Annotated in this window: 14 protein-coding genes and 1 tRNA gene; 9 read left to right on the top strand and 6 right to left on the bottom strand. The window is 63.6% G+C overall.

Going from position 1 to position 17,014, the window contains the following annotated elements; translation table 11 throughout:
- Positions 1-176: 176 nt before the first annotated feature.
- Positions 177-253: transfer RNA gene (locus ACVIN2_RS16860), tRNA-Met, on the top strand.
- Positions 254-658: 405 nt separating this feature from the next.
- Here the strand turns inward: ACVIN2_RS16860 and ACVIN2_RS16855 are convergent.
- The 3 genes from ACVIN2_RS16855 to ACVIN2_RS16845 all read right to left on the bottom strand — a co-directional run bounded on the left by ACVIN2_RS16855 (position 659) and on the right by ACVIN2_RS16845 (position 3,314).
- Positions 659-1,204: a hypothetical protein gene (locus ACVIN2_RS16855; RefSeq protein ID WP_456766392.1), complete on the bottom strand. Its 546-nt coding sequence runs from the start codon at positions 1,202-1,204 to the stop codon at positions 659-661.
- A 164-nt stretch (positions 1,205-1,368) separates the two neighbouring features.
- Positions 1,369-2,772 carry an MATE family efflux transporter gene (locus ACVIN2_RS16850; protein ID WP_456766391.1) on the bottom strand — a complete coding sequence of 468 codons (1,404 nt, stop codon included), beginning with the start codon at positions 2,770-2,772 and terminating at the stop codon, positions 1,369-1,371.
- Between the two features lie 41 nt (positions 2,773-2,813).
- Positions 2,814-3,314 (bottom strand): hypothetical protein, encoded by a 501-nt coding sequence (locus ACVIN2_RS16845; protein ID WP_456766390.1) that lies wholly within the window; start codon positions 3,312-3,314, stop codon positions 2,814-2,816.
- Between the two features lie 291 nt (positions 3,315-3,605).
- Here ACVIN2_RS16845 and ACVIN2_RS16840 point away from each other — a divergent pair, with 291 nt between their 5' ends.
- From ACVIN2_RS16840 to ACVIN2_RS16825, 4 genes are all read left to right on the top strand, one after another.
- Entirely contained in the window at positions 3,606-6,656 is a 3,051-nt protein-coding gene (locus ACVIN2_RS16840) for an ATP-binding protein (protein ID WP_456766389.1), read from the top strand.
- Between the two features lie 312 nt (positions 6,657-6,968).
- Complete coding sequence (locus ACVIN2_RS16835; protein WP_456766388.1) at positions 6,969-8,186, top strand: OpgC domain-containing protein; 1,218 nt, start codon at positions 6,969-6,971, stop codon at positions 8,184-8,186.
- Between the two features lie 45 nt (positions 8,187-8,231).
- Complete coding sequence (locus ACVIN2_RS16830) at positions 8,232-8,720, top strand: DUF2059 domain-containing protein (protein ID WP_456766387.1); 489 nt, start codon at positions 8,232-8,234, stop codon at positions 8,718-8,720.
- A gap of 156 nt (positions 8,721-8,876) precedes the next feature.
- Positions 8,877-10,490 carry an acyl-CoA synthetase gene (locus ACVIN2_RS16825; RefSeq protein ID WP_456766386.1) on the top strand — a complete coding sequence of 538 codons (1,614 nt, stop codon included), beginning with the start codon at positions 8,877-8,879 and terminating at the stop codon, positions 10,488-10,490.
- Between the two features lie 38 nt (positions 10,491-10,528).
- Here the strand turns inward: ACVIN2_RS16825 and ACVIN2_RS16820 are convergent, their stop codons facing one another.
- On the bottom strand, positions 10,529-11,731 hold the full coding sequence (locus ACVIN2_RS16820; RefSeq protein WP_456766385.1) for an MFS transporter: 1,203 nt from the start codon (positions 11,729-11,731) through the stop codon (positions 10,529-10,531).
- Between the two features lie 191 nt (positions 11,732-11,922).
- On the opposite strand from ACVIN2_RS16820, the gene ACVIN2_RS16815 reads away from it, so the two are divergent.
- The 3 genes from ACVIN2_RS16815 to ACVIN2_RS16805 all read left to right on the top strand — a co-directional run bounded on the left by ACVIN2_RS16815 (position 11,923) and on the right by ACVIN2_RS16805 (position 14,860).
- Positions 11,923-12,726, top strand: a complete 804-nt coding sequence (locus ACVIN2_RS16815; RefSeq protein ID WP_456766384.1) for an MBL fold metallo-hydrolase — start codon at positions 11,923-11,925, stop codon at positions 12,724-12,726.
- Positions 12,727-12,880: 154 nt separating this feature from the next.
- The gene (locus tag ACVIN2_RS16810; protein ID WP_456766383.1) at positions 12,881-13,897 is read left to right on the top strand and encodes an alpha/beta fold hydrolase; all 1,017 of its coding nucleotides are present in this window, start codon (positions 12,881-12,883) and stop codon (positions 13,895-13,897) included.
- A 15-nt stretch (positions 13,898-13,912) separates the two neighbouring features.
- Positions 13,913-14,860: a fatty acid desaturase gene (locus ACVIN2_RS16805; protein WP_456766382.1), complete on the top strand. Its 948-nt coding sequence runs from the start codon at positions 13,913-13,915 to the stop codon at positions 14,858-14,860.
- Positions 14,861-14,929: 69 nt separating this feature from the next.
- On the opposite strand, the gene ACVIN2_RS16800 is transcribed toward ACVIN2_RS16805, so the two are convergent.
- Positions 14,930-15,163, bottom strand: a complete 234-nt coding sequence (locus ACVIN2_RS16800; RefSeq protein WP_007599629.1) for a hypothetical protein — start codon at positions 15,161-15,163, stop codon at positions 14,930-14,932.
- A gap of 99 nt (positions 15,164-15,262) precedes the next feature.
- Positions 15,263-16,282 carry a helix-turn-helix transcriptional regulator gene (locus ACVIN2_RS16795; RefSeq protein ID WP_456766381.1) on the bottom strand — a complete coding sequence of 340 codons (1,020 nt, stop codon included), beginning with the start codon at positions 16,280-16,282 and terminating at the stop codon, positions 15,263-15,265.
- Positions 16,283-16,365: 83 nt separating this feature from the next.
- On the opposite strand from ACVIN2_RS16795, the gene ACVIN2_RS16790 reads away from it, so the two are divergent.
- Positions 16,366-17,010 carry a glutathione S-transferase family protein gene (locus ACVIN2_RS16790; protein ID WP_456766380.1) on the top strand — a complete coding sequence of 215 codons (645 nt, stop codon included), beginning with the start codon at positions 16,366-16,368 and terminating at the stop codon, positions 17,008-17,010.
- Positions 17,011-17,014: the final 4 nt, after the last annotated feature.

Genomic DNA, 17,014 nt, shown 5'->3' with positions numbered 1-17,014 from the left:
CCCCGCAGCCCTTTCCAAAGGCACGTCGGGTTGGTACATACCGCCCGCACCCAACGGGCTTTGCCCGGGGTTGCCTTCCAAGGAAGCCTTTGGGACGGACGAAGCAAGCCACGCGAACAGCGCCGGCCCTTCATTCACCGTCCCCGGCACTTTCACGAAGGCAAAGCAACGGTTAACGCGGGGTGGAGCAGCCCGGTAGCTCGTCAGGCTCATAACCTGAAGGTCATAGGTTCAAATCCTATCCCCGCAACCAAGTTCGGACCTTACCGGTCCCGATCCGAAAATGGCCCGCTTGAAGCGGGCCATTTTTGTTTTGGGGGAGCCGTGCGTGAGTGTCACGGGCTCCGGCGAATCCCTTGCGGCTGCCTCAGGTGGTTGAGCGTTGCGCCGACAGCGCCGAACTCGGACGTGGCAGCCATTGCGATTTCGACAACCGCTATTGAGTGCACTGTCCCCGTAGTCGCCGGCAGGCGAGCGTCGTTTCGCAGGCACTGCCGAGGAAATCATGCCGCGCCTTGCTCGACGTCGCGCCGAGCATTTGCTGGTGGGGAGGCGTGGTCTCGTGATTCAGCGTCCTTCGAAAGCACGCACAAAAAAAGCACGGGCCGCAAAGTGCCAGCCCGCGCCAGATCGGATGGCGTTGCCGCCAGAGTGCGTCTTACTTTTCGGAGAGCTCCTGCCGGGCCTCGGCTGAGGCATCCGCCTGTCGCGGCTTGGCTGCATGGGGGCAGACCATGGTCAGATTGAGCAATGTCGGCGCGTGGTCCTCGCCATTGCCGTACTCCCAGATCAGACGAATCTCGTGTTGGTCGGAATTGGCGTCGTCCTTCTGGTGTTGCCGGATGTCGGCCTTCATCGGGATCGGCGGCTCCGAGTTGAAGCACTTGCGGATGGACGCATCCAGCAATGCGCATTTCGTCGGCGGGACCACGACGCGCTCGTCGTTTGACAGCGGCGTTGTGTTGGGCTGGGCGGTGAGCTGAAGGCGGGCATGGCCGAGTGCCTTGAACCACACCTTGCCGCTGCCGTTCGGCCATGTCTCCAGCGGCGACAGGATCGGCTGATACTGGCCGTATTCCATCGTCTCGATGTCGATCTGCTTGGAGGCCTTAAGCCTGGCAACGCTCCGCTTCATGTTCTCGAGCGGATAGTAGTTGCCGTTCATCAGGTCTTTGTACTTTTGATCGTCGTAGATTGCGCCCATTGATCGCTCTCGATTTTTCGCCGCGTACTGGCACAGATACTGGCAAGTATTCCACGGCAGCGAGCTCAACGACGAGCCACGCTTGTGCCCCCAAGCTTACCTGCGAACGCTATCATTCGCGAAGATGTGGCGTCAACGAAAGCAATCTGAGAGCGTCTGCGCTCTTATTTGTCGGCCGCACCGGCCAAGGTCAGCGGGCCTTTCGCATCGGCGTTGCGAGGCCCCCAGCGTGTAAACGCAACTGCGGCGGAGGAAAGGAGGCCCAGCAACATCATTGAAGCAGCCGTGAGCGAGAAAAAGCTCTCGGTCGTTGCCGTCTGCGAGACCAGATACCAGCCGCCAAGCACGATGAAGAGCAGCCGTGCGGTCTGCGCGAGCACTGGACCGAGCACATTCCCGGCACCCTGCGACGAGAAATACATCGCCGAGGCAAGCCCGATGAAGGCATAGAACGGAGCGACGGTGCGGAGAAATTGCCGGCTGGCGGTGCCCGCCTCGGCGTCGTCCGTGAAGAGACTAACCCACGGTCCGGGGAAGAGAGCAACCGCGCACGCTAGCGTCCCGATAACAACCAGTGCCACGAGGCCGGTCGTCCAGGCGATCCGGCGGGCACGCGCGATGCGTCCCGCGCCGATTGCAACGCCAATCATCGGCACCGAGCCGATGCCAACAGAGAAGGCGATGGTCGCCAGCACGTATTCCAGGCGCGCGCCGATGCCATAAGCCGCGAGGACCGCGGTGCCGAACACGGCAAGCATGTGAGTCAAGACGAGGTTCGTCAGCGTATTTTGCAGTGGGGAGAAGCAGCCGACCACGCCGACCTTGAGGATGTCGGCAAACAACGGCCACCGCATACGAAACCCATTCAGCCGGGGAATGATGCGACCCCGGCCGGAGAACAGGTACCAGCTCATAATCGCAATATTGATCGAATACGCGATCAACGACCCTGTCGCGACCCCCGGCATCCCGAATTGGGGTACGGGTCCGAGACCAAGACCTAGCGTTCCGCCAAGGATGATCTGCAAGATCGCAGAGTTGACGATCATCAGCGACGGCAATTTCATGTTGCCGGTGCCGCGCAGGACGCCGGCTAGAATATTGACCAGCCAAGTGAGCACGGCTCCGCCGAAGTACACTTGGCTGTAGGCGACTGCCAGCGCCAGCACATCCCCCTTGCCGCCGAGCAACTCCAGCAGTTGCCGGCCACCGATGAGCATGCCAAGCGTGAAAACCAGGCCGAAGAAGACGGCGATCAGCAGTGCGTGCGTGGCCAGGCTCTCCGCCCGGTCGCGGTCACCCGCGCCGAGCGCGCGGGAAATGGCCGACGCCACACCGCCGCCCATCGCCGCGCCCGACATGCTCATGGTCAGCATCACGCAGGGAAACACCAGCGCCATTGCTGCCAGCGCTTCGATCCCGAGTTTCCCAATATAGGAGGTTTCCGCGATCGCAACCAAGGTGCCGGCCGAAAACGCGAGCGCGTTCGGCCAGGCGAGCGAGAGCAGCGTCCGCAGGATCGGTCCGTCGAGCAGCGTATTCGCGACTGGGCGAGGGGGCGGCGACAACGGACCTTCCTTGTTGTCGAACTGTCGGGTCCGACCAGAGGTCAGGACTTGGGTGGCTTGTGCGGACAGACCATCGTCAAATTGAGCAGTTTGGGCGTCTTGCTGTCGGCCTCGTACTCCCACTCCAGCCGGATCTCGTGCCGATCGGCGTTACGATCCGTCGACGCATGCGTGATGATGTTGGTCTTCATCGGAATCGGAGGCTCCGAGTTGAAGCACTTCCGGACACAGGCATCGAGCAAGGCACATCGCGTCAGCGGAATCACGTCCGGCTCGTCCTTCGACAGCGGCGTGGTATTCGGTTGGAAGGTGAGGTCGACGCGCGCACGGCCCTTCTCCTTGTGCCAGTGCTTCGCGCTGCCCTGCGGCCACTTGCTCTTCGGCGTCAAAATCAGGTGATACTGGCCGTATTCCAATGTCGGGAGATGGATATTTTCCGAGGCTTTGAGCTTCTTTACGCTCTTCTTCATGTTCTCCAATGGATAGTAATTACCATTCATCAAGTCCTTAAATGGCTTACCCGTGTAAACTCTCATGCCCATGTATTTTGTCCCTCAATCAATGCTTGGCTTCCCTGGGAAATATGCAGCTCTGCGAAGCTTGACGGTTAGAACACGAGCCTGTGCCCGTTACTCGTAGCATCTTCTTCGCGCGGCTTTTGGCAAGCTACCACCCAGGACTGTGAATCGTCCAGATCAGCAACCGTTTCTGGGGGCGCTTTGTCTGGGATGCATCGCATGCCCCGTTGCTAAGCGGGTTTTCATAGGCGATCCTGTCGCCATCGTTCGCAGTGGCCTACCGACCGTCCCGCTGCAAGGTCTTGAGAGCACGGAATGCTTTGCACGGCATGTCAGTCGACGATCGAACCAAGCGACAGCCGCTGCCCCAATTGCGGTGCAGGCGTGCGCCGCTCCGATCCCGACAGTGAACGACGGTTTGTCACAATTCTCCGGGCCGATGTCGTCGATTCCACCGGGCTTGTTGCAGAGCTCGATCCGGAGGAGGCGGTCTCGCGCCTGGAGCCAGCTTTGGCCGCTATGAGGGGGGCGGTTCGGCAGTTCGGCGGTATCGTCAGCAAGGAATTGGGCGACGGCCTTGCCGCCGTGTTCGGTGCCCCCATTGCGGACGACAATCATGCGCCCTTGGCCTGCCACGCTGCGATAGAATTGGTTCGGCGCGTCGCGAGCCTTGGTGATCCCGGGCTTCAGGTCCGGGTTGGTCTCCACTCCGGCCATGTCGTTGCCTACATGGTCGCCAGCGAGTTCTCCAAGGTCTACGAGATCGGCGGCGCGGCCCAGCATTTGGCCGCTCGGCTGGAGGCGACGGCTGAGGCGAACCAGATCTGCGTCTCCGAGGCCTGCCAGAAGCTCGCCGACGGGCATGTCCGCTTTGAATCCCTGGGCGGAAAATCACTGCGCGGCTTCAGCCAACCCGTGCCGGTCTATCGGATCGTGGGCGCGAGCGACCTGTCAAGCTGGCGGGTGCGAAGGGCTCGCAGTGTCTCCCGTTTCGTCGATCGCACGACCGAGCGCGCGCTGCTGGAGCGCAGTGCGGGAAGCGCCGCGACAAGCCGGCAGACAGTGCTGCTGCTGGGTGATGCTGGTATCGGCAAGTCGCGGCTGGCGCACGAGTTTGCCCAGCAGCTCAAGGCCGATGGCTGGCGGTTGATCGATGCCGAGTGCAGCCCGAATCTCCAGGGTGCCCCCTTCAGCACCCTCAAGCGGATTTTGCTGTCGGCCATGGACGCGGCAAGGGAGCCGGACAGCCCGGGAGATATTCGACAGGGGCTGCCATCGATTCAGCAAAGTGCGCTCGATGCAGTGCTCGATCGCCCTATATCGAATTCGCATTGGGATGAACTGGAGCCTCATGCACGGGGACGAGCCATCTCCGATGCAAGCTGTGCCATCGCCGGAAGCCTGGCAAATCGCGGGCGAACGGTGCTCCTGCTGGAGGATCTGCACTGGATCGACCGGGCGAGCGACGGCGTCGTGGCTGCCATCGCGTCGTTGCAGGCGGCCGGCCTTCTCGTGCTTTTCACCTCCCGGCCAAATGGCATGCCGGTCTGGATTGCGCGCTGTCAGGCCGAGATTGTCGCAATGCGGCCCCTCGACGACGATTCGGGGCTCGCCATGCTGGCAGACATGCTCGGCTCCTCCGAAACCAACGCGGATTTGAAGAGCCGGATCATTTCTCATACCGCCAACGTTCCTCTGTTCATTGAGGAGGTCTGCCGCGGATTGAAGGACAGCGGCACGCTACGTGGCCAATGGGGCGACCTCGCACTCGTGCGTCCGATCGACGAACTCGGCATTCCCACAAGTATCCAAGGCGTGATTGCAGCACGCCTCGATCGGGTGTCGAAGCAGGAACGGTCCGTTTTGCAGATCGCCGCCAGTCTGGGGCCGAGATCGAGCGAAGTCATGCTGCGGAAGATCGCGGCCCTGCCCGAGGATGTTTTGCAGGGATGCCTCGTCGCACTCGATCGCGCCGAGCTACTGGTCAGGATCGACAGCGAATTGGAAGATGCGCTGGAATTCCGGCATGAAATGGTCCGGCAGGTGACCTACGACTCCATGGTCGAAAGGGCGCGTGAAGACATTCATGCGCGCATTCTTTCGGCCTTGGAAGACGGCGAGATTGGAGCCGACGATCCCGACAAGCTCTGCTATCATGCCACGCGAGCGAAGGATTGGACCAAGTCGTTCAGCTACGGCAGAGCCTCGGCGCGAAAATGTCTTGCGCGGTCGGCGTTTGTCGATGCGGCTGACTATTTCGAGATCGCGATGAAATCGCTGGATCAGACCCCGATCTCTCCTTCGAGAGAAGCGAACGCCGTGGATGTTCGCATCGAGGCGCGTGCGGCGTTTATCGCCTCCGGTCAGATCGCCGACTGGTTGAATCTTGGCAAGGAGGCTGAGCGCCGCGCCGACGCGATCAACGACATCGGACGGAAGGTCGCCGCCATGACCGTAATGGCTGCCGCACAGAACTTCTACGGCACCCCGCTCGAAGCAGTTACGATTGGTGAGGAAGTCGTGCGCCTCGCGGAGGGGGCGGGCAATCCGGGTTGGCTCAATGCGGCGCAATACGGTCTGGGCCAAGTGTACTTCCTTGCCGCACGCTATCGTGAAGCTGACGGATTGTTCGCGCGAGCCTGTGCCCAACTGGCGGGGCCGGAGCCGAGTGCTCCTTTCGGCACGACACCGAAGCCTGCCCTGTTACTCTGCTGCATGATGAACAGCATCACACACACCGTCATGGGCGAGTTCGATGCCGCCGACCAGCTCCAGCAGCAGGCCGCAGCGATCGCCGAGGAAACCGGCCGCCCCTACGACCGCGTCGCCGCTGCCTATAGCGGCGGCTGGCTGATGCTCGGCCGCGGCGAGCCGGCGGCGGCCGCGGCCATTCTCGAGGACGGTTTTGTCCTGGCGCAGAAGCACGGCATCCGGCTGTTCGTGCCGGTGCTCGCCTGCCACCTCGGCATGGCCTATCTGGAGCAGGGGCTGTTCGACCGGGCACGCGGCATGCTGACGGAGGCGCGCGAGGAGGCGAAGGCGGTCGGCTATACCTCGGCGGTGCTGCGCAGCTCGATCTATCTGGCGCTCGCCACCCACCGCCTCGGCGACGTCCAGGCCGCGCAGAACATGCTGCGCGAGGCGCGCAACACCGCGCGGCAACAGGGGTTCTCCGGCCTGGAGGCGGAGGCGCTGTTCGGCGAGGCCGTGGTGACGCCGCCGTCGGATGCGGAGGCCAAGGCGGCCATCCTTGGCGCCCTGCGCGCGACCATCGCGATCGCCGCCGAGAGCGGCGCGCTGCCGCTGCGGCACAAGGCCGAAGCGATGCTCAACGAGATGCAGGCGACGGGTGACGAGCTCAGTTGACGGGAGCCGCGGCCGGGCCGCCGTCGCGGCCGAAATCTGCCCGACGTGTCAAATAAATTCAGCAGGCACCGCAAGGACTTAGCTACTGTGCATGGGGTTGTTTTCGCCCTTTATCTTGAAGGGCCCTCCATGGTGCAGCGCGGAGAACGGCACGCTGGTGCGGCCCGCTCCGATGACTAGGCCCTTGCACGCGCAGCAAGGTCGGCTACCGTCGGCCCTGGCCACACGGCCAGGCGACTTTTGATTTCAATTTTTTAGCATCCGATTTTCCGGCGCCGCGACGGCGCGACGCCCACCGAACGAGGCGGGGCCATGATCACACGGGACCAGTCAGCGCTGCTCGCGCCGGTCGAGCGGGATTTGCGGCTCGATCTCTTCCGCGGCATCGGTCTGTGGATGATCTTCCTCGACCACATCCCGCACGACGTCGTGGCCTGGTTGACCCTGCGCAATTACGGCTTCAGCGACGCCGCCGAATTCTTCGTCTTCATCTCCGGCTATCTGGTCGGCTGGATCTACGGGCCGATCGTCGCCGGCGGCTGGTTTGTCGCCGCGCTGAAGCGGCTGTGGCGGCGCGCGGTCGAGATGTATGTCGCCCACATCATGCTGTTCCTGCTGTTCACGGCGCAGATCGCCCGCACCGCGCGCCGCTTCGACAATCCGATGTACGAGCACGAGTTCAACGTGTTCAATTTCCTGTCGCATCCGGACGAGCTGATCGGGCAGGCGATCCTGCTGAAGTACAAGCCGGTCAATCTCGACGTGCTGCCGCTCTACATCACGCTGGTGTTCGCCTCGCCTTTCATCGTGTGGTGCCTGGTGCGGCGGCCGAACCTGACGCTCGCCGGCTCCGTGGTGCTCTACGTGCTGGCGCGCTGGTTCGACTGGAACGTCGCCTCCTATCCGCCCGGCACGCACTGGTACTTCAACCCGTTCTGCTGGCAGCTGATGTTCGTGTTCGCAGCCTGGTGCGGCATCGGCCAGATCGACAAGATCGGAAGATGGGTGTGGTCGAAGGCGGCGATGGCGCTGGCCGCGGCCTGGCTCGCCTTCGCGCTGCTGATCGTGATGACCTGGCACGTCCCCGTGCTCGAAGCCCTGATCCCGAAATGGATGATCAAGGCGATCTACCCGATCGACAAGACCGACCTCGACATGCTGCGCTTCACGCATTTCCTGGCGCTGTCGATCTGGGTCACGCACCTCCTCTCGCGCAAATGGCGGACCCTGCACGGGGTCTGGCTGCGCCCCGTGATCCTGTGCGGGCAGCATTCGCTGCCGATCTTCTGCCTCGGCGTCTTCCTGTCGTTCTCGGCGCACTGGATCCTGACGCAATACACCAAGGGCGTCTGGGAGCAGCTCGCGGTCTCCGCCGTCGGCATCATCATCATGATCGCAGCCGCCTGGCTGCTCGACCGGACCGAGCGGGTGCCGAACCTGTTCGTGAAGGTGACGGAGATCGAGGAGGCCGACACCGTCCTGGAAAGCGCGCCTGAGGCCAGGTCTGCCGTGGCGCCCGCGGGTCGTTGAGGTTCGCCGGCCGGCATTTTCTGGAGAGATCCAACGGAGAGGTTTATGTCCAGACTTGTGTTGACGATCGCCGGCACCCTCCTGCTCCTGATCTCTAGTGCGTCGGCGCAAGCACCGTCGCCGGAGGCGATGAGCGCGGCGCGCAAGCTCGTGGTCACCTTGAAGATCGCGGATCAGTATCGCGCGCTGTTGCCGCAGCTCCTGCTCAAGTTGAGGCCCGTGGTCGCGCAGGACAGGCCGGAGATCGAGCGCGACTATGACGCGGTGACGGCGCCCGGCTCCGAGATCTACACTCCGGCCCTCACCTCGATGGTCGACCAGGTCGCCGCCCTCTATGCCCAGAGCTTCAGCATCGACGAGTTGCGCCAGATCGAGGCCTTCTATGGCCAGCCGGCGGGGAAGAAGCTTCTGGAGAAGTCGGATGCGCTGGCGCAGGCAAGCGCGCAGATCGGCCAGGACGTCGGCCAGAAGACGGCCGACGAGTTGAAGCAGCGCCTCATCGAGGCGCTGCGCCAGAAGGGGCACAAGCTCTGAGCTCAACTCTTGCGTAACGGCGCCGCGCTCGCTGGCTGATTTGACGCGGCCGGTTGCCCCGACTACGCTTTTGAAGAACAAGAAGCGCGTGAATGCCATGGTCCGACGTGTGCTCAGGGCGGCACTCACGCAATGAGAAAATTCAGGGGAACGGAAATGACGGGCGACATCGCAGCGACCATATCGAAGGCCCGCGAGCATTCCATCGGCGACCTCCTGCGCCGCGCAGCGGGCCGCGATCCTGGCAAGCTCGCGGTGAGCTGCGGCAATGTCAGCTGGACCTTTGCCGAGATGGACGCGATCTGCAATCGGCTCGGACGGGGCTTGCTTGGTCTCGGCGTGAAAAAGGGTGACCGCGTAGCCGTGCTCTCGCGCAATTCGCACGCCTTTGCGGTGCTCCGGTTCGCATTGGCCCGGATTGGCGCGGTGCTGGTGCCGATCAACTTCATGCTCAATCCGGACGAGATCAATTTCATCCTGAAGAGCTCCGGCGCAAAGCTGCTCGCGGCCGGCCCTGATTTCGTCGAGCCCGCGCGCGCGGCCAGCGCGAGAGATTGCGCGGTCGAGAAGATGATCTGGCTGCCGGGTGAGGATCCCGCCACCGCGCCCGCGGGCCTTACCACTTTCGGCGATCTCCTCAGCCCCGACGGCTCGTACCTCGAGGCGTCGGTCGACAGCCGCGATCTCGCGCAGATCGTCTACACCAGCGGCACGGAGTCGCTGCCCAAGGGCGCGATGCTGACCCATGAAGCGGTGATGTGGCAGTATGTCAGCTGCATCATCGACGGCGGCATGAGCGTGGACGACAAATTCCTGCACGCGCTTCCGCTCTATCATTGCGCGCAGCTCGACGTGTTCCTGGGGCCGCAAATCTATCTCGGCGCCTCCGGCGTGATCACGGGCAAGCCGGCGGCCGACAACATTCTGTCATTGATCCAGACGCACAGGATCACGTCGTTCTTTGCGCCGCCGACGATCTGGATCGCGATGCTGCGCTCGCCCAATTTCGACAAGTCGGATTTGTCGACCTTGCAGAAGGGTTATTACGGCGCCTCCATCATGCCGGTGGAGGTGCTGCTCGAACTCCAGCGCCGCCTGCCCAGCGTGAAGTTCTGGAATTTCTACGGCCAGACCGAGATCGCGCCCCTCGCGACCGTGCTGGGTCCTGCGGACCAGTTGCGCAAGGCCGGCTCTGCCGGCAAGCCCGTGCTCAATGTCGAGACCCGCGTGGTCAACAGCTCGATGGAGGATGTGAAGGTCGGCGAAGTGGGCGAGATCGTGCACCGCTCGCCGCATCTGCTCTCGGGCTATTACAACGATCCCGTCAAGACCGCAGCGGCGTTCTCCGGCGGCTGGTTTCACTCCGGCGATCTCGCCACCGTCGATGACGAGGGCCACATCACGGTGGTCGATCGCGTCAAGGACATGATCAAGACCGGTGGCGAAAACGTCGCGAGCCGCGAGGTCGAGGAGATGGTCTACCGCATCCCCGCCGTCTCCGAGGTCGCGGTGGTAGGCCTGCCCGATCCGCGCTGGATCGAGGCAGTGACAGCGATCGTCGTGGTCAAGAGCGGCGAGAAGCTCGACGAGGACACGGTCATCAAGCATTGCGCCGGCCAGATGGCGCATTTCAAGGTGCCCAAGCGCGTCATCTTCGTCGATGCCCTGCCCAAGAACCCGAGCGGCAAGCTGCTCAAGCGGGAGCTGCGCCAGCGCTTCGTCGGCGGCGAAACGCTCGACAAGGCGATCCAGAAGAATTTTGGGACCTGAAGCTCGCGGCCTCGCAGGAGGAGAGAGAAGCTTGCACCTCAATACTTCTTCACGTGGGCGCCGAACGCGAACCACAGCGCCATGGACGCGAGGCCAAAACCGCCGAGCAGCAGGAAGGTTGGGCCGTAGCCGATCCATTGCGCGATCCAGCCGCCCAGCGCGGGACTGAGGCTCGCGCCGATGCCCTGCACGGTGATCACGGCACCCTGACCGAGATTGATGCGGCCGGTGCCATTGAGCGAGCGTGCGACCATGCCGGGAACAGCAACCGTCTGGAGCCCGGTGCCGATGCCGTCGAGCACCTGCATCGGTACGACGCCCCACCATCCCGTGACGAAGAAGGCGAGCACGCCGCGGATGGGCAGGAACATGAAGGAGACGAGGATGATGGGCCAGTAGTTGCGCTTGCTCGCCGCCTTCATTGCGATCAGCGACGTGATGATCATGACGCCTTGCGCGATCACCACGGTGGTCGCGACGAAGCTCGGGCCATTGGCTTGGCCTTCGGCGACTGCCGCCAGGCCATAGAGCGGAACGATGGCGGCATTGCCGAGATGGAATAGCGCGAGCGCCATTGCCAGCACCAGCAGCGCGCGGTGCTTGAGCAGCATCGTGAACGCGTCCGGCGCGCTGTCGGGATCGTCCTCCTTGCTGCCGCGCGCGGCGCGATCGTCGATCGCCTTGGCCGGGATCATCATCACACAGGCGATCGCGATGGCGCCGAACACCGCCGCCAGCACGAACACCGAGACATAGCCGAACTTGTAACCGAGATAGCCCGACAGCGCGGCGCCGACCATGTTGCCGGCGTGGTTGAATGCCTGGTTGCGGCCGTTGAGCGCGTTGAAGCCCTTCTGCTTGGCGATGCCGAGCGTGATGCCGGTGACCGCCGGCACGATCGCGGCGCTCGCCAGCGATTGTGCGACCTGCGAGAATGTCACCGCCCAGAAATTCTGCGAGATCAGGATGATCGCGGACGCGAGCACCACGCAGATGCCAGGAATCACGACCCACATCCGCTTGTTGCGGCTGGCGTCGATGAAGCCGCCGATCGGCGTCGTGATCAGCATGCCCGCGACATTGCCGATCGTCATCGCGGTGCCGATCAACCCGCTCGCCCAGCCGCGCTCCTGAAGAAAAACGCCGACGAAAGGGCCGATGCCCGACTGCATGTCGGCCATGAAGAAGTTGAGAGCGAACAGGGGCCAGATACGAGACGAGGAGGGGGACCGCGATGTCATCGATACCAAAAATTGGTCTCAGCCGGGATACGGCGGGTGGGACATGATCCTTTCAGCCAATCGTTCTGGCGCGGACGAGAGTTTAACGAGCGCTGCTCGGGTTGGTTCCAGGTTTCGCCCGGTCGCTGGGGCTTGCGGTCACGGCCAGCAATTCCTTATTGACGTTGGATCGTCTCTGTCGGGAGTACGGCATGCCTCTCTGGACCTGCGAAACCTGCGGCGCGCAATTTCCGGATGGCGAAAATCCGCCAACGTCCTGTCAAATTTGCGAGGACGAACGGCAATACGTCGGGTGGAAGGGCCAGACTTTCCTCACGCGCGAGGCGCTCTCGGAACGTCACCGCCTGGTCTGGCGCGAGGATCTTGGCCTGACCGGCCTCGCGCTCGAGCCAAGCTTTGCCATCGGCCAGCGCGCGCTGCTGGTGCCGCTCGCGGACGGCTGGCTGATGTGGGACTGCGTCCCGCTGGCGACGCCGGAGGCGATCGCGCATGTGCGGTCACTCGGCGGGCTGAAGGCGATCGCGATCTCGCATCCGCATTACTATGGCGCGCTCGCCGATTGGAGCGAGGCGTTTGGCGGGGTGCCGGTCTATTTGCACGCCGATGATCGCCAATGGGTGACGCGTCCGCATGCGTCGATCGAGCACTGGACCGGCGACAGCCATCGCATCTCCGACGATGTGCTGCTGCTGCGCACCGGCGGTCATTTCGCCGGCGCCACCATGCTGCACCATGCGAGCGGTGCGAACGGCAGGGGCGCGCTGCTCACCGGCGATATCGCGCAGGTGACGATGGATCGCCGTTTCGTCAGCTTCATGTACTCCTATCCGAACTACATGCCGCTCAATGCCGCCGCGGTGCGACGGATTGCTGCGGCCGTCGAACCGCTGGCGTTCGATCGCATCTACGGCGCCTGGTGGGGCCGCAACATCGCCGCAGGCGCCAAGGCCGCATTCGCGGCCTCTGTCGCGCGCTATCTGGCCGCCATCGCCTGAGCCGGCGCGCGACCGGATTTATCTTGCTGGTCCATAATAAATGGACTATAAGTACAGTTATTAAGCGTGACGCGACGATGCGTCTGCGGGACCGGCATGATCGATGCATCGCTGTTTCCGCGGCGCGCTTGCCGCGTGAGCGGGAGTTCGGTCGATGACGGCAGGGCGCGACTACGAGATCTTCGAGGCCGGCGACGTCGCGCTCCGGTCCGGGGCCGTCGGCGCTTCGCTCAAGCTCGCCTACAAGACCTACGGCACGCTCAGTCCGGACAAGGACAATGTCATTCTCTATCCGACCTCGTTCAGCGCGCAGCACACCGACACCGAGTGGCTGATCGGCCCCGACGGGGTGCTCGATCCCACGCGCTACTTCATCGTGATCCCGAACTTATTCGGTAACGGCCTGTCGTCGTCGCCGTCGAATACCGCCGCGCCGTTCCCGATCCTGACCTATCATGATGCCATCGCGGTCCAGCATCGGCTGCTTGCCGAGCGGTTCGGCATCTCGAAGCTTGCCCTGGTCTATGGCTGGTCGATGGGCGGCATGCAGGCCTATCACTGGGCGGCGCTGCATCCCGATATGGTCGAGCGGGCGGCCGTCGTCTGCGGCAGTGCCCGCTGCGCGCCCTATAATTATGTCTTCCTGGAAAGCGTGAAGGCCGCGCTGACCGCAGATCCCGCCTTCCGCGACGGCCGCTTCGTCGAGAAGCCCGTCGCAGGCTATCGCGCCATGGGGCGCGTCTACGCGGGTTGGGCGATGTCGCACGGTTTCTATCGCGACGAGATCTGGCGCGAAGCAGGCTTCACCTCGCTGGACGACTATCTCGTCCGCACCTGGGACGCGGCGTTTGCCCGGCGCGATGCCAACGATCTGCTGGCGCAGATCGGGATCTGGCAGAATGGCGATATCAGTCGCTGCGCCACATTCAACGGCGATTTCGATCGCGCGTTCGGTGCGATCACGGCCCACATGCTGCTGATGCCCGGTGCAACCGACCGCTATTTCGACGTCCGCGACAACGAGGACGAGCTCGGTCGGCTGGTCAACGCGCGCTCTGCGGTGCTGCATCCGATCCCGTCGTTGCACGGCCATCGCGCCGGCAACCCCGTCAACAATCCGCGCGATCGGGCCTTCATCAAGGCCGAGATCGCGGAGCTTCTCGGCAAGTAGGACAGGCATCCGATCATGAGCGACACAACCGTTTCAGACTCCGGCCATCGGCTGAAGCCGCTGGCACCGGCGATGCTGCGCGAATTGTCGGTGCGGTCGAACCTCAGAGGTGCCGCGCAAAGCCTCAGCCATTACGGCCTGGTCGTACTGGTCGGCGCGCTGATCTGGAGGGTCTCTTCCACCTGGGGTGTCCTTTGGGCGTTGCCGCTGATGGCGGTGCAGGGCTATCTCGTCGCCTTCCTGTTCATGGCCGTGCACGAGACCGCGCACAAGACTGCGTTCAAAAGCCGCGGCCTCAACCTCGTAGTCGGCTATCTCTCAGGCTTCATCATCGGATTGCCTTACGAATATTACTGCCTGTTCCACTGGGACCATCACCGCTACACCCAGGATCCGGACAAGGACCCAGAGCTGGTCGTCGGCGTCAAGCCGAAATCCGACACGCAGCTCGCGCTCGCCTATAGCGGCGTGCTTCAGGTCGCCGGCCGTCTCTGGCTGATGCTCGGCCATGCCATCAGTGGCAAGGTCACCGTGCCCTGGATCCCGGAAAACAAGCGTGCGGTCATCGTGACCGAGGCGCGCGTCTATGCCGGATTCTATGTCGCGCTATTTGGGCTCTCGCTATGGTTCTCGTCGGCGCTGCTGCTCTGGGTCTGGATCGTGCCGCTGATCATTGGGCAATTCTTCCTGCGGCCCTATCTCTACGCCGAGCACACCGGCTGCGAGCGTACCCGCAGCGCATTCCAGAACACCCGCACGACCTATACCGGCGCAATCGTCAAATGGATCGCGTGGAACATGCCCTACCACGTCGAGCATCACGCCTATCCCTCGATCCCGTTCCACGCCCTGCCAAAGCTGAACGGAATCGTCGACGGCGAGATCGTCCATCGTGGCCGCGGCTACCTCAGGACGACGCGCGAGACCTGGGCCTGGTTTCGGCGGCAGCGTCAGGGCGGCTAGTGGGAAAAATTTTGACGTGCAAAGGCCCCGATCGCGGTGCGATCGGGGCTTTGCCGTGAATGCGAGATATTAGTAGATCCCGTACGCGCAGACGTTCACGACGCGGACGCGCAGGCCGTGGCGGGTCTGGACGACGCGCTCCTGATAGCAATTGTTGACGCCGCTGTTGACGTAGACCCCGCCAAAGCCCCAGCTCGGACCCCAGTGATGGTGGAAGCCGTGGGCCGACGCAGCGGTGGGGGCGAGAGCGGCAACGCCGAGCGAGCCGGCGGCGATCAGACCAAGTGCAAGCTTACGAAACATCTTCATTCTCCAGTGTGGCGCAGGGGCCGTTGTTGTGTCCCTGCATCTCGGTCGGGCCGAAACGCGGATGCGTTCATGCTGGATGAGGAGAATCGTGTTTCAGGAGTGTTTCGTCGGTTGCGGCGCGTTGCGCCGCCATCCTGCTTTCCGCGCCGCGCGATAGCGCACCGCCATCGCCTCTGTCAGCTCGGCCATCTTCTCGCGCAGATCGGCCGGCTCCAGTACTTCGGCCTCGGGCCCGAGCCGCAACAATTCGGCGGCGGCATGCCATGACGTCTTGCCGGTCGGCACTCTGGCAATGCGCCAGCCGTCTGCATCTGCGGTCTCTTCGAGCTGCGTACGCGCCCTGACGTAAGGCTGGCTCAGTGCATCGAGCAGTTTCACGCCGAAGGGCGACAGCCGAACGATCGCGACATTGGGATGCATCTCGGCCTCGAGACGCAGCGTTGCGTCCCGCCAATAGGCGGCGAGATCGAAGCCGGCGGGCCGCTCACAGCGATCGTCGAGCGCCGTGCAGTCGAGCACGCGCGCGACGCGATAGGTCCGCACGCTGCCGTCGACCAGACCTGCGAGATACCAGCTGCCACCTTTCAGCACGAGACCGAGCGGCGCGACGCGGCGCTGCTTCTCGGCGCGCCAGCTCTGGTAGCGGATCTTGATCAGTGTCCCGCGCAGAGTCGCGGCGGCGATGGTGCGCAGATGCTTGGGTTCTTCGGCCTCGCCGAACCAGCCCGGCGCGTCGAGGTGAAAACGCTCCTGCATCCGTCCGGCGTCTTCGCGCAAATTTGCGGGCAGCGCGGCCATCAGCTTGTTCTGTGCGGCGATCATCGCCGCATCCAGCCCGAACGCCGCCGCCGGGCCCGGCAATCCCCCAAGAAACAGCGCTTCCGCCTCGCTTTGCGACAGACCGTTCAGCCGCACGCGATAACCGTCGAGCAGGCGATAGCCGCCCTCGGCGCCGCGGTCGGCATAGACAGGGACGCCGGACGCCGCGAGCGCGTCGATGTCGCGGTAGATCGTGCGCACCGAGACTTCGCAGGCCTCCGCGAGCTCGGGCGCGGTGACCTGCCCCTTGGCCTGGAGGGTGGTGAGGATCGACAGCATCCGGCTCGCGCGCATGATCCTTTAAACCATACCTGACACAGGATGTCAGGTATGGTTCGCTATAACGCCATCGCCAGCCGGCCAGATGGAGACCCGCCATGACCGATCCGAACCGCATCACGCTGTATTATTCGCCGCAAAGCCGCGCCACCGGCACGCGGGTGCTGCTGGAGGAACTGGGCGCGCCCTATGATCTTCATGTCCTCAACATGAAGGCCGGCGAGCAGCGCCAGCCGGCCTACCTCGCCATCAACCCGCTCGGCAAGGTGCCGGCGATCCGCCACAGCGGGCAGCTTGTGACCGAGCAGGTCGCGATCACCATCTACCTCGCCGATTTGTTTCCGCAGGCCGGGCTCACACCCGCGCTGAACGATCCGCTGCGCGGCCCCTATCTGCGCTGGATCGCCTATTACGGCGCCTCGTTCGAGCCGGCCCTGATCGACAAGTTCATGCAGCGCGAGCCGGCACCGATCACGCAATCGCCGTATGCCGACTATGACACCATGCTCGGCGCGCTCGAGGCGCAGCTGTCGAAGGGACCGTATCTGCTCGGCGAGCGCATGACGGCCGCGGATGTGCTGTGGGGCGTCGCGTTCAGCTGGACCATGATGTTCGGTATAGTGCCGAAAAAGGACGTGTTCGTCCGCTATGCCGAACGAATGACGGCGCGGCCGGCGTTCCAGCGGATCACTGCGGCGGATGCTGAGATGGCGGCGCAGCATGCTGCGGCGCTTCAGGGCTGAGTGA

Source organism: Bradyrhizobium sp. USDA 3650, from assembly GCF_054057395.1.
The sequence above is the reverse complement of the archived record's forward strand: the minus strand, read 5'-3'. Positions and strand labels throughout refer to the sequence as shown.

Excerpts from the sequence above, each read along its gene's own strand:
- ACVIN2_RS16855 (WP_456766392.1), bottom strand. The coding sequence starts at position 1,204 with ATGGGCGCAATCTACGACGATCAAAAGTACAAAGACCTGATGAACGGC.
- ACVIN2_RS16835 (WP_456766388.1), top strand. The coding sequence starts at position 6,969 with ATGATCACACGGGACCAGTCAGCGCTGCTCGCGCCGGTCGAGCGGGAT.
- ACVIN2_RS16820 (WP_456766385.1), bottom strand. The coding sequence starts at position 11,731 with ATGACATCGCGGTCCCCCTCCTCGTCTCGTATCTGGCCCCTGTTCGCT.
- ACVIN2_RS16815 (WP_456766384.1), top strand. The coding sequence starts at position 11,923 with ATGCCTCTCTGGACCTGCGAAACCTGCGGCGCGCAATTTCCGGATGGC.
- ACVIN2_RS16830 (WP_456766387.1), top strand. The coding sequence starts at position 8,232 with ATGTCCAGACTTGTGTTGACGATCGCCGGCACCCTCCTGCTCCTGATC.
- ACVIN2_RS16805 (WP_456766382.1), top strand. The coding sequence starts at position 13,913 with ATGAGCGACACAACCGTTTCAGACTCCGGCCATCGGCTGAAGCCGCTG.
- ACVIN2_RS16845 (WP_456766390.1), bottom strand. The coding sequence starts at position 3,314 with ATGGGCATGAGAGTTTACACGGGTAAGCCATTTAAGGACTTGATGAAT.
- ACVIN2_RS16795 (WP_456766381.1), bottom strand. The coding sequence starts at position 16,282 with ATGCGCGCGAGCCGGATGCTGTCGATCCTCACCACCCTCCAGGCCAAG.
- ACVIN2_RS16810 (WP_456766383.1), top strand. The coding sequence starts at position 12,881 with ATGACGGCAGGGCGCGACTACGAGATCTTCGAGGCCGGCGACGTCGCG.
- ACVIN2_RS16825 (WP_456766386.1), top strand. The coding sequence starts at position 8,877 with ATGACGGGCGACATCGCAGCGACCATATCGAAGGCCCGCGAGCATTCC.
- ACVIN2_RS16840 (WP_456766389.1), top strand. The coding sequence starts at position 3,606 with ATGCTTTGCACGGCATGTCAGTCGACGATCGAACCAAGCGACAGCCGC.
- ACVIN2_RS16790 (WP_456766380.1), top strand. The coding sequence starts at position 16,366 with ATGACCGATCCGAACCGCATCACGCTGTATTATTCGCCGCAAAGCCGC.
- ACVIN2_RS16800 (WP_007599629.1), bottom strand. The coding sequence starts at position 15,163 with ATGTTTCGTAAGCTTGCACTTGGTCTGATCGCCGCCGGCTCGCTCGGC.